The following is an 11,055-nucleotide window of genomic DNA, read 5'->3' as shown; positions in this document are numbered from 1 at the left end:
GGCCTGGGCCATGATGGCCAAGGGCGAGCGCTACAAGCAACCCGTCGCGCTGGCGGCGTAAACGAGATCGCGCCGGTCAATCGGCGTGAGGTGAAGGTTGGGAGGGCGAACAGCACGTAATGCAGAGCCGGTCGATCCGGCGATCAGGACAACCCACTTGTGCCATCGCATCGTCGAATGCGTGTTGTTGACCGGGACCTGATCCGCGGAGGGCATTATGGCCAGCGGTCATGTGAACCGCATCTACAGGCCGAACACATGGCAGCACCGACCAAGCCTGCGACGTGAAGATTTCTCTTGCCAACTCGGAGCCGTCCACACATGGGCACGAAGCGGACCCAAAGCGAGGTCCGCCTTTGTGCCGCCGTTGGAGGAATAGTGGACATTGCGCGGCCCAGATCAACCTACGCCGACTTTGTGAGGACACGGCCTAGCCGGGTCGCCGCGGTTTAGCCAGTTGCGCGCTGGTGCCGTTGCGCCGCGAACGCGCCGCGGCCTCACGGCGTTGCGGCTGTGAACAGCGGGGACAGTTGTCGCGGCGTCCTTGTGTTCGAAGCGTGATCGCGGCTTCATGGGTGATCTTACGGAGATGGGAGACCATCGCGTCGGTTCGGGCTCCAGTTCGCGACTGTCCCGATTTGCAGCGGCACCCGAGTAGGACACGGCCGGGAGATAGGCCCCTGGTGCAGAGGTTCTGAAATCGCCCGTTAATGTGGAGCTGCCGTAGGACAAGAAGGGCCGTCTGGGAAACCAGGCGGCCTTTTTCTTTGTGAGCGGATTTCAAAGCGACGTTACGCCGCTGGTATTTTTCGTCGTTCGAGCCGGGCGGCGGCGCGAGCGCGCGTAGCGGCTATCGCGGAGCATCCGGATGCCAGCCGAGGATCGCCAACATGACGAAGAATCCGATGACATAGGCAACCGCAACCGGCCAACCGTGGCTGATCCAGCGTCCGACCGACTTCGCTTCCGGATACATGTTGGATAGCGCCACACCGGCGGAAGAGCCGAACCAGATCATCGAGCCGCCGAACCCGACAGCGTAGGCCAGGTAGCCCCAGTCGTAGCCTCCCTGTTTCAAAGCGAGCGCGGTGAGCGGGATATTGTCGAAGACGGCGGACAAAAAGCCCAGTCCGAGAGCTGTCTGCCAAGAAGCGGCTGGCAGCCTGTCGACGGGCATCATGGAGGCCGCGGTCACCAGGGCGAGAAGAAACACGGTGCCCTTGAAAGTTTCAGGCATCACCGACCAGTCTGGCCGTCGCAAGGCCGCGGTCAGAAGGATGGCCGCCCAGACGGCGAGGCCGAGCACAGGAATCGTGTGCAGAAGCGCGGGGAATTTCAGATTTGCGATCACATTGGCGGCGAGCGCCGCAACGAGAATAGCCGCGACAATGAAAACCCGCACCTTGTGGATTTTCAGTCCCGATGGAGGGTTTTTGACGATCGGAGAAAACCGCTGTTGTTGCAGCGATGCGGGCACGGCAAAGATGAACATTGCGACGATGGCGGCGACATAGGATTCCACAACGCTGAGCGGACTGACGCCGGCAATCCACATCATGGTCGTCGTGGTATCGCCGACCACGCTGCCGGCGCCGCCGGCGTTCGAGGCCGCAACGATCGCGGCGAGATAGCCGATATGGACCTTGCCGCTAAAAACGTGCCGCGCAACCGTGCCGCCAATCAGCGCCGCCGCGATATTGTCAAGGAAGCTCGACAGGACGAACACCAGGCACAGCAACGTGACGCCGCCCTTCCAGTCGTCGGGCAGTAGCGCCGGCATCTCATCCGGAATTCTGCTCTCCTCGAAGTGCCGGGATAGCAGTGCGAATCCCATCAAGAGCAAGAACAGATTGGCCAGCGTCACCCATTCGTGCGCCATGTGCTGACCGAGGCCGCCAAGCCCGATGCCGTCTTTGAAACCGGTGAATGCCAGTTTGTAACTGACGATGGTTGCGAGGCCGGTTAGCGCGACCGGAAGCGTGTGATGATGGAACAGCGCGACGCCGAGCAGGGTCAGCGCGAACAAAATGAAATCAACGGGTATTCCAAACACCAGGATAGGTTCAATCACAACGGCCTCGACAGCAAGGAAACTCATGGGAGACAAGAGCGGATGATCGCCCAGGCTCTAGTTCAGCGCCTTCAGCCAGGCGCCAATCTCGTTTGCCGCGACATTAGCCTGTTGCAGCAGCTTGCCCATGGTGAAGAAGCCATGGAATTGGCCCGGGAAGGTCCGGTACGTCACGGGGACGCCGGCGTCTTTCAGACGGCGTGCGTATTCGTCGCCTTCGTCGCGCAAGGGATCAGCGCCCGCGGTCAGCACATAGGCCGACGGTAGCCCGATCAAAGTCTTGGCGCGTGCCGGTGAAGCCTGCCAATCGTGCACGTCGGCGATGCCATTCAGATAGTGATCGCGAAACCACCGGATGACGGAATGCGTCAGCAGGATGCTGGTCTCCGGCTCGCTGTGCGAGGGATGCGTCATCGCGAAATCGATCGCCGGATAGATCAGCACCTGGCCGGCGATCGCGGGGCCGTTGCCGTCGCGCGCCGCGATCGCGACCACCGCCGCGAGATTGCCGCCGGCGCTGTCGCCACCGACGCTCAGCCGCGCCGCGTCGATGCCGAGCTGCTTGGAGCGTTCCGCGATCCACGCCGTCGCGGTGATGGCGTCCTCGACGGCTGCAGGGAATTTGTGCTCGGGCGCGAGCCGGTAATCGACGGAAATGACAATGAGCTGACCTTCGTCGGCCAGTTTGCGGCACACCACGTCATGGGAATCGAGATCGCCGATCACCCAGCCGCCACCGTGAAAAAACACCAGGCACGGCGCGAGGCCGTTCGCCTCCCGCAGTTTATTCGGCGTGTAGACGCGCGCAGGGATCGACCCGTGAGGCGCGGGGATCGTGAGCGGCTGCACCGATTTCATTTCGGGCGGCTCGGGATTGGTGACGACACGGCCCTTCAAATAAAGTTCGCGCGCCTCGGCTGGCGAAACCGTTTCGTAAGGCGGCCGGCCGGCCTCCTGAAACGCCTTGAACACGGCGGCGGCATCGGGATCGAGGGTCACGGGCATGATGGGAAAACCTGTTGGTAGTGAAAAGAGTTCGTTCTTGTCGTTCCGGGGCGCGCGTAGCGCGAACCCGGAATCTCGCGCTGATCATCTCTCCGCATTCCGGGTTCGCTCGCGTCCCGAAACGACGATCTTTAGCTCGCAGTCCGCCCACCGTCGACGGTGTAGGCGGAGCCCGAGACATAGCTCGCCTCGTCGGAGGCGAGAAATGCGACGACGGAGGCGACTTCTGAGGCTTGGCCCAACCGGCGCGCCGGAATCCGCTCGACGATCTTGTCGTTCGGAACCGGCGCATTGCCGGGATTGCGGCCTTCGATGATCGCGCTCAGCATGCGGCTGTCGATCAGGCCGGGGCAGACGCAATTCACCCGCACGCCGGTGGCGGTACATTCCAGTGCGGCGCTTTTGGTCAGCCCGATCACCGCATGCTTGCTGGCGCTGTAGACTGCGACTTGGGGGGAACCGATCCGGCCCGCAATCGAGGCCGTGTTGATGATGCTGCCTTTGTTCTGCTTAAGCATCACCGGTAGCACATGCTTCAATCCCAGGAATACGCCGACCACATTGACGTCGAGCACCCGGCGAAACGTCTCCAGCGAATATTTCGTAATCGGCGCGACATCGCCCTCGATGCCGGCATTGTTGTAGAAAACGTCGACGGTGCCGAATTTGTCGAGGACGGCGCGGACATACTCCGCGACCTCGTCTTCGCGCGTCACATCGGCGGTGATGGCAAGCGCCTGTGCGGAGGCCGGCAAATCCTTGATGGCGGTCTGCAGATCCTGCTCCCTGCGGTCGACGGCGACGACACGGGCGCCGCGTTCGGCCAGAAGATGGATGGTCGCGGTACCGATGATGCCGGCAGCCCCGGTGACGACGGCGACCTTGCCATCCAGACGGATTCGATCGGGCATTAAGTGCGTTTCCCCTTGGCTCGCCCGGTTATCCCGGCTTTTCATGGTTCAGCGCGGGCGCGAACTTTTATCGGGACCGACTATTTCATCTGGCGCGTGCGCTGACCAGTGGCCCGGAGGAGGGGCAAGCCGCCCTTTCCCCGCCGTATTCGGCGTGTTAACCGGTGGGTCTGCGCGCGGCGAATAACCCGTACCCTTTACAATGTCGCGAGCCTGATTCGCCTATTAAAGCCGCGAGATGTTTCGAACCATTGCCCTGACTGGTTTTGCGGCGCTGCTAGCCGCCACGACAATCTCGCTTGCGCCGCCCGCGCGCGCGCAGATAGGCAACATTTTTTCCGATCCTCCGCCGCGGCCGCCCGGCAATGTTCCCCGGGGCAACCAGCCGCCCGAGGATGAAGAGGAAGTGCCGGAGCTGCCGCGGGGCCGCCTGCTGCCGACGCCCAATCGTCTGCCGCCGGGGCAGGGCGTACCCGCTCCGGGCGCCGTGCAATCGCAACCGCTGGCGCCACCGCCGGGCACGACCGTCATTCCGCAGAATACCCCGCCGGGCATCGCGGTGGCGCCGCCGCAGCCCGACCAGGGTGTGGCGGGCGTGCCGCCCGGAGCCAATCCGCTGCCGGGATTGCCGCAGGGACAGCGCCAGCCCAAGGGCGTGCCGCAATCGCCGGCCACGCTGCAGCCCGGCGACGAGGTGGTCTCCGAGCCGCCGGCGCAGAAGATCGTCAACAAGAAGGCGAGCTTTTCGGGGCTCGACAAGATCACCGGGCGCATCATCAAATTCGATGCGGATATCGGCGAGACCGTGCAGTTCGGCGCACTACGGGTAAAAACCGATGCCTGCTATACTCGTCCGGCGACGGAAGCCGCCAACACCGACGCCTTTGTCGAGGTCGACGAGATCACGCTGCAGGGCGAGGTGAAGCGGATTTTCTCGGGCTGGATGTTCGCGGCGAGCCCCGGCCTGCACGGCGTCGAGCATCCGATCTACGATATCTGGCTGACCGATTGCAAAGCTCCTGACACCACCGTGGTCAGCGCCGCGCCGCCCGAACCGCCGAAGCCGGCGCCACCCGTCGCGCAGAAGCGCGCGGCACCGAAGCAAGCCCCGCGTCCGCCGCCGCAGGCGCAATTCCAACAGCAGCCACTGCCGCAGAACCAGCCGCCGCCCCAGCGGCAGCCTAGCCTGTTCCCGTTCGGCAGGTAATAACGTAGCTATTCGCGGCCGGCGATGATCTCGAGCGCCCGTGCGCCGCTGATAGGCCGATCGATTGGCAACTTCTGGAAATCCGCCCCGCCTTTGATCGCCTTGTCGAGTAGCGCGGTATAGCGTCGCCGCGGAATCTCCACCGCGCCAAAGCTGCGTAAGTGCTCGGTCACATATTGCGTGTCGAGCAACTGGAATCCGCCTGCGATCAGGCGCGCCACCAGATGCACCAGCGCCACCTTCGAGGCATCGCGGGCGCGATGAAACATGCTTTCGCCGAAGAAGGCGCGGCCGAGGCTGACCCCGTACAATCCACCGACAAGCTCGTCGTTCTCCCAGGCCTCCACGCTATGAGCATGTCCGATTTCATGCAGTCCGATGTAGAGATCGCGGATGCGCTTGTTGATCCAGGTGTCGTCGCGGCCGGGCTGTGGTGCGGCGCAGCCGGCGATCACCGCTTTGAAAGCGGTGTTGGCGGTGACGGTGAAGACGTCGGAACGCACCGTGCGCGCCAGGCGAGAGGAGAAGCGAAAGCCATCGAGCGGTATCACGCCGCGCATTTCCGGCTCGACCCAGAACAGGGTCGGATCGTCGGCGCTTTCGGCCATCGGGAAGATGCCGCAGGCGTAAGCGCGCAACAGCACTTCGGGCGTGATTTCGGAAGCGGCGGAGTCGCGCGACGTCATGCGAGGGAGAATAGCAGGGCTGGGGCGGTCACGGCTAGCTGGCCGCCGCGCGCGCGGGTTTCGTTGCAGGCGGATTGACGCGGCTAAACCGCACCACGATCCGGGTGCCGGCGTGCGTCGGATCGCGCTCGACGCTCGCGTCGAGCTTGGAAGCCATGGCGGAGACGATGCGCTGGCCCATGCCGGTGGAACGCGGATCGGTCTTGACGTTGAGCCCGACGCCGTCGTCGGCAATCGACAATACGAGATCATCGCCTTGCGCATTCAAGGTGACGTGAATCGGGCCGGCGCCGTCGGGGTAGGCATATTTTACCGCGTTCATCACAAGCTCGTTGACGATGATGCCGATCGCAACCGCGCGGTCGGGATCGATCTCGATCAGCTCCGCCTTCAATGTCAGCCGCGACATCCGGTTGCCCTCGGCCGACCTTCTGAGATCTTCAAGCAGGGCGTCGAGATACTGGTTCAGCAGCACGCTCTTCAGGTCGTGTGAGGTGTAGAGCCGGCGGTGGACCTGCGCCACGGCGGCGACGCGGCCCATCGCACTGGTCAGCGCCGCCTTGACGTCCTCCTCGGTGCTCGAATTGGCCTGCAGGTGCAATAGCGATGCAATGATCTGCAAACTATTGCCGACGCGGTGGTTGACCTCGCGCAACAGCACCTCGCGTTCGGCCGCCAGCGCCGCGTAGCGGTCGCGCGAGGCATGGACCTCCGCCTCGGCGTCATCGCGGGCTTTTTGAATGCGGGCCCGCCGCAGCGCGCCGTCGATGGCGACATGCAGCAAGGGGATGAAATCGCCGAGGGTGTCCTTCACCAGGTAGTCGGCCGCGCCAGCCTTGAGAGCTGTGACGGCGATCTTTGAGTCCTGCGCGGCCGTGACGAACACCACCGGCGGCGCGTTCGGGATTGACAGCATCCGTTCCAGCGTTTCGAGGCCATCGAGGCCGGGCATGTATTGGTCGAGCGCGACGACGTCGATGCCGCCATGCGCGAGGCGATCGAGCCCGTCGGTGCCGCTCGCGGCATGAACGACCTTGAAGCCGAGCCGCGTCAGGCCGCGCTCCACCAGCCGGGCAAGCGCCTCGTCATCGTCGATATACAGCAGGGTGGGCGTCGTGTCGTTCATGGGGCGGCTGGCGGTACCTGAATGACGGAGAAGAACAGCCCAAGCTGGCGAATGGCGTTGGCGAAGCTTTCGTAATTTACCGGCTTGGTGATGTAGACGTTGCAGCCCAGTTCGTAGCAGCGTTTGATTTCCTGGGAATCATCCGTGGTAGTGAGCACCACAACCGGGGCGCATTTGAGATATTTGTTTTCCTTGACCCGCCGCAAGATGTCGATGCCGGTCATGTCAGGCAGATTCAGGTCGAGCAGAATCAGCAATGCCCGGCCCTTATGGTAGCGGCCACTGCCGTCGCTGCCGAACAGGTAGCCGACCGCCGCTGTACCGTTGGTGAACGGCAGGATGTCGTTGTTGACACCGGAACGACGGATATTTCGCTCGATCAGACGAGCGTGTCCCTCGTCGTCCTCGATCATGATGATGGTAACGGGCTGGCTCATGAACCTCTATTCCGCTTATTTAATGTCCAATTAATGGGCAGCGTTATCGTGAAGGTGCTGCCGCAGTGAAGTTCCGACGAGACCGACATAGTTCCGCCTAATCGTCGTACCAGTGCGCGGACATGGGCAAGTCCTATGCCCTGTCCCGGCTTGTCTTGAGCCCCGGCGCGGCGAAACAGTTCGAAGATCCGCTGATGGTCCTTGGGATCGATGCCGCGGCCATTGTCGGCGACCTCGAAAATCGCAAAGCGGAGCTTTGTTCGGCCCCTGATGGAGATGTCGCCGGGGACGCCCGGCCTGAGATATTTGAGCGCATTGTCGATCAGGTTCGAGAAGATCTGCTCCATCGCGAGGCGGTCGCTGACGATGTGCGGCAGCGGTTCGATTTGAATCCGAGCTTGCGCCTCCGCGGCCTGATGCGCCATGGTCGCGACGATGCCTTCGATCAGTTCGCGGGTATCGATCGGTACCGGTTCGAATTCGCGCCGCCCCTCGCGGGTAAGATTGAGGATGGCTGATATCAGGCGGTCCATCTTGGCGATCGAGGATTTGATGAATCCCAAGGCTTCGGCGAAATCCTGCGAGAGCTGCTTGTCTTCGCCCTCGAGGACCGGTTCGGTCTCTCCGGCGACCACCGGCGCCGGCGCAGCCGAAGCCGCCGCATGGCTGAGCATTGCGATCCGCTTGAAAATGTCGGCGCGCAATTCTTCCAGTTCGCTGGTGAACCCCATGATGTTGACGAGCGGCGAGCGCAGATCGTGGCTGACGATGTAGGCGAAGCGCTGGATTTCGTCGTTGGCCTCGCGAAGATCGGCGGTGCGCTCGTCGACGGTCGCCTCGAGATTGAGGTTACTGTCGCGTAACAGCGCTGCGGCGTCGTCGCGTGCACGCGCCGAGCGCCGCACCAAAAAGATCGAGATGGCGGCCAGCACGACCACCAAGCCTGAGCCGACGGCGGTCATCGATGCCGCGAGCGTCTGACTGCGGTCGGCACTGGTCGTGCGCTCGACAAACAGCCGGTCTTCTTCTGCCCGCATCTGGCTTGCGAGATCGTCGATGTGCTTCATGGCGTCGCGGCCGATACCCTCGCGCACGATCTGGGCGGCGTCGTCGATGCGCTGCGTCCGCGCAAGTTCGATGATCCTGCGGAACTCCTCGATTCGCTGATTGCTGAGCGGAATCATCTCGTCGACGAGGCGCTTTTGAACGGGGTTGTCGCTGATGAGCTGGCTCAATCGCTGCAGTGCGGGCGTGAGCTTCGATGCAGCCTCTTCAAAATCGCTCTGAAAATCCAGCCGCGTAGTTGAAAGGTAGCCGCGCTGCGCGCTTTCGGCGCGACGCAGTTGCAGTTGAACCATCGATATCTGGTTTTCGACTTCGACGGTGTGGAGAACCGAGCGCGCGTCCTCCCGCGCCCTGTTCACCAGATAGACCGATCCGGCGCTGATCACCGTCAGCACCACGAGGCCCGCCGCAAGCAGCAGGAGATGCCCAATCGCGCGCCGGCGCATGGCGTCAGGCGTCACAATAGTCTCGCGTCATGAACGAATGGAATTCAAACAGTCCCCCTGCACCGGAAAGGGTCCCAGCCGACCGAAACGCCAGTTCCAGCAATTGGTTCCAGGCGGCGCAAGGGTTTTCGCGACAGAGCGGCCGCTTAGCCGCCCGCCTGGCCGGCCAAATACTGTTCGAGCCAGTGAATATGATAGTCGCCGTCGATAATGGCGGGCTCCCGCACCAGCGCCCTGAACAGCGGCAGCGTGGTCTCGATGCCTTCCACCACCATTTCGTCCAGCGCACGGCGCAGCCGCATCAGGCATTCGCTGCGGGTCTTGCCATGGACGATCAGCTTGCCGACCAGCGAGTCATAGTAAGGCGGGATGACGTAGCCCTGGTAGACGGCGGAATCGATCCGCACGCCAAGGCCGCCCGGCGGGTGGTATTGCAGGATCTTGCCGGGCGAGGGGCGGAAGTTCTGCGGATTTTCCGCATTGATGCGGCACTCGATGGCGTGGCCGATGATGGCGATCTCATCTTGCGTCGCCGGCAGTTCGCCTCCGGCGGCAATACGGATCTGTTCCAGCACGAGGTCGATATCGGTGATCATCTCGGTGACCGGGTGTTCGACTTGGATCCGGGTGTTCATTTCGATGAAATAGAATTCGCCGTCCTCGAACAGAAACTCGATGGTGCCGACGCCAAGATATTTCATATCCTGCATCGCCTTGGCGCAGGTCGCGCCGATCTTTGCGCGCGCGGAAGCGGCGAGAATCGGCGAGGGGCCTTCTTCCCACACCTTCTGATGGCGTCGCTGCAGCGAACAATCGCGTTCGCCGAGATGGATCGCGCCACCGCGGCCGTCGCCGAGCACCTGGATTTCGATGTGGCGCGGCTTCTGCAAGTATTTTTCCAGATAAACCGACGCGTCGCCGAATGCCGATTTGGCTTCATTGGCGGCCGTGGAGAGCGCCAGCATCAGGTCTTCGGCGGTGTGCGCGACCTTCATGCCGCGGCCGCCGCCGCCCGCGGCCGCCTTTACCAAAACCGGAAAGCCGATGGCTTGCGCGATCGCCATCGCGTCGTCGTCGGGACCGACCGCGCCGTCGGAACCGGGCACCACGGGAATGCCGAGTTTCTTGGCGGTCTTCTTGGCCTCGATCTTGTCGCCCATCAGGCGGATGTGTTCGGCCTTTGGCCCGATGAAGTGCAGGTTGTGATCGACGAGAATTTCGGCAAAGCGGGCGTTTTCGGAGAGGAAGCCGTAGCCGGGATGCACCGCGTCCACGCCAGTGATCTCGCAGGCCGCGAGCAGCGCGGGCACGTTGAGATAGCTGTCCTTGGACGGCGGCGGGCCGATGCAGACGCTCTCGTCGGCGAGCCGCACATGCATGGCGTCGGCGTCGGCGGTGGAATGCACCGCGACGGTTGCGATGCCAAGCTCCTTGCACGCGCGCAGAATACGCAGGGCAATCTCGCCGCGATTGGCTATCAGGATCTTGTCGAACATGTTGTCCTAGTGGCGAGTAGCGAATGGCAAGTGGCGAATAGTAAGACTGAAGCTATTCGCTATTCGCCATGCGTTATTCGCGCTTTTACTCGATAATCACCAGCGGTTCGCCGAATTCGACCGGTTGGCCGTCCTCGACAAGAATCTGCGTCACGGTCCCCGCGCGCGGGGACGGAATCTGGTTCATCGTCTTCATGGCTTCGATGATCAGCAGCGTTTGTCCGACCGCAACCTTGGTGCCGACTTCGATGAACGGCTTGACGCCGGGCTCGGAAGCCCAATACGCGGTGCCGACCATGGGCGAGGGCACGACCCCCGGGTGCTTGGCGAGATCGGCGACAGCGACCGGAGCGGCAACTGCCGGCGCGGAGGCGGGGGCTTGAAAGTTTGCCGGCATCGAGGCCGCGATGCTGATGTTGCGCGCGACCCGTACCCGCAAGCCAGCGCGCTCGATCTCGATCTCGGTGAGACTGGTCTCGTCGAGCAGCAGTGCGAGTTCACGGATAAGCGCACTGTCGTCGCTTTTGAATTTCGCGGCTGTTTTGTCGTCAGGCTGGCGCGCCATGTCTTGATCCGGAACTTTCTGCTTGCTGATGTGGCGGATG

10 protein-coding genes are annotated in these 11,055 nt (G+C 62.8%); 1 reads left to right on the top strand and 9 read right to left on the bottom strand.

Features of this window, described 5'->3' with window-relative positions; translation table 11 throughout:
• Positions 1-850 precede the first annotated feature (850 nt).
• The 3 genes from N554_RS0107570 to N554_RS0107560 form a co-directional block, all read right to left on the bottom strand.
• A complete protein-coding gene (locus tag N554_RS0107570) occupies positions 851-2,071 on the bottom strand; it encodes an SLC13 family permease (protein WP_029582919.1) in 1,221 nt (406 codons plus the stop codon).
• 57 nt (positions 2,072-2,128) lie between these two features.
• Positions 2,129-3,076 carry an alpha/beta hydrolase gene (locus N554_RS0107565; protein ID WP_029582918.1) on the bottom strand — a complete coding sequence of 316 codons (948 nt, stop codon included), beginning with the start codon at positions 3,074-3,076 and terminating at the stop codon, positions 2,129-2,131.
• 131 nt (positions 3,077-3,207) lie between these two features.
• On the bottom strand, positions 3,208-3,987 hold the full coding sequence (locus N554_RS0107560; protein ID WP_029582917.1) for an SDR family NAD(P)-dependent oxidoreductase: 780 nt from the start codon (positions 3,985-3,987) through the stop codon (positions 3,208-3,210).
• Positions 3,988-4,225: 238 nt separating this feature from the next.
• Here N554_RS0107560 and N554_RS0107555 point away from each other — a divergent pair, with 238 nt between their 5' ends.
• Complete coding sequence (locus N554_RS0107555) at positions 4,226-5,194, top strand: DUF2155 domain-containing protein (protein WP_029582916.1); 969 nt, start codon at positions 4,226-4,228, stop codon at positions 5,192-5,194.
• An 8-nt stretch (positions 5,195-5,202) separates the two neighbouring features.
• Here N554_RS0107555 and aat read toward each other — a convergent pair whose 3' ends face one another.
• The 6 genes from aat to accB form a co-directional block, all read right to left on the bottom strand.
• A complete protein-coding gene (aat, locus tag N554_RS0107550; RefSeq protein ID WP_029582915.1) occupies positions 5,203-5,880 on the bottom strand; it encodes a leucyl/phenylalanyl-tRNA--protein transferase in 678 nt (225 codons plus the stop codon).
• A 34-nt stretch (positions 5,881-5,914) separates the two neighbouring features.
• Complete coding sequence (locus N554_RS0107545; RefSeq protein WP_029582914.1) at positions 5,915-7,006, bottom strand: sensor histidine kinase; 1,092 nt, start codon at positions 7,004-7,006, stop codon at positions 5,915-5,917.
• Positions 7,003-7,443, bottom strand: coding sequence for a response regulator (locus tag N554_RS0107540; protein ID WP_029582913.1), 441 nt, complete (start codon positions 7,441-7,443; stop codon positions 7,003-7,005). The genes N554_RS0107545 and N554_RS0107540 overlap by 4 nt, the downstream gene beginning before the upstream one ends.
• Positions 7,440-8,969 carry a sensor histidine kinase gene (locus N554_RS0107535; protein WP_029582912.1) on the bottom strand — a complete coding sequence of 510 codons (1,530 nt, stop codon included), beginning with the start codon at positions 8,967-8,969 and terminating at the stop codon, positions 7,440-7,442. The genes N554_RS0107540 and N554_RS0107535 overlap by 4 nt, the downstream gene beginning before the upstream one ends.
• Positions 8,970-9,100: 131 nt before the next feature.
• Entirely contained in the window at positions 9,101-10,450 is a 1,350-nt protein-coding gene (accC, locus tag N554_RS0107530) for an acetyl-CoA carboxylase biotin carboxylase subunit (RefSeq protein ID WP_029582911.1), read from the bottom strand.
• Between the two features lie 85 nt (positions 10,451-10,535).
• Positions 10,536-11,015, bottom strand: a complete 480-nt coding sequence (accB, locus tag N554_RS0107525; RefSeq protein ID WP_029582910.1) for an acetyl-CoA carboxylase biotin carboxyl carrier protein — start codon at positions 11,013-11,015, stop codon at positions 10,536-10,538.
• Positions 11,016-11,055 lie beyond the last annotated feature (40 nt).

Origin of the sequence: Bradyrhizobium sp. URHD0069, from assembly GCF_000701345.1 — a bacterium.
Lineage (GTDB): Bacteria > Pseudomonadota > Alphaproteobacteria > Rhizobiales > Xanthobacteraceae > Bradyrhizobium.
Note: the sequence above shows the minus strand (reverse complement) of the source record. Positions and strands in the feature narration are given on the sequence as shown.

What these genes read in the sequence shown, in the direction of transcription:
- aat (WP_029582915.1), bottom strand. Translation starts at nt 5,880, where the DNA reads ATGACGTCGCGCGACTCCGCCGCTTCCGAAATCACGCCCGAAGTGCTG.
- N554_RS0107545 (WP_029582914.1), bottom strand. Translation starts at nt 7,006, where the DNA reads ATGAACGACACGACGCCCACCCTGCTGTATATCGACGATGACGAGGCG.
- N554_RS0107565 (WP_029582918.1), bottom strand. Translation starts at nt 3,076, where the DNA reads ATGCCCGTGACCCTCGATCCCGATGCCGCCGCCGTGTTCAAGGCGTTT.
- N554_RS0107555 (WP_029582916.1), top strand. Translation starts at nt 4,226, where the DNA reads ATGTTTCGAACCATTGCCCTGACTGGTTTTGCGGCGCTGCTAGCCGCC.
- accB (WP_029582910.1), bottom strand. Translation starts at nt 11,015, where the DNA reads ATGGCGCGCCAGCCTGACGACAAAACAGCCGCGAAATTCAAAAGCGAC.
- accC (WP_029582911.1), bottom strand. Translation starts at nt 10,450, where the DNA reads ATGTTCGACAAGATCCTGATAGCCAATCGCGGCGAGATTGCCCTGCGT.
- N554_RS0107540 (WP_029582913.1), bottom strand. Translation starts at nt 7,443, where the DNA reads ATGAGCCAGCCCGTTACCATCATCATGATCGAGGACGACGAGGGACAC.
- N554_RS0107560 (WP_029582917.1), bottom strand. Translation starts at nt 3,987, where the DNA reads ATGCCCGATCGAATCCGTCTGGATGGCAAGGTCGCCGTCGTCACCGGG.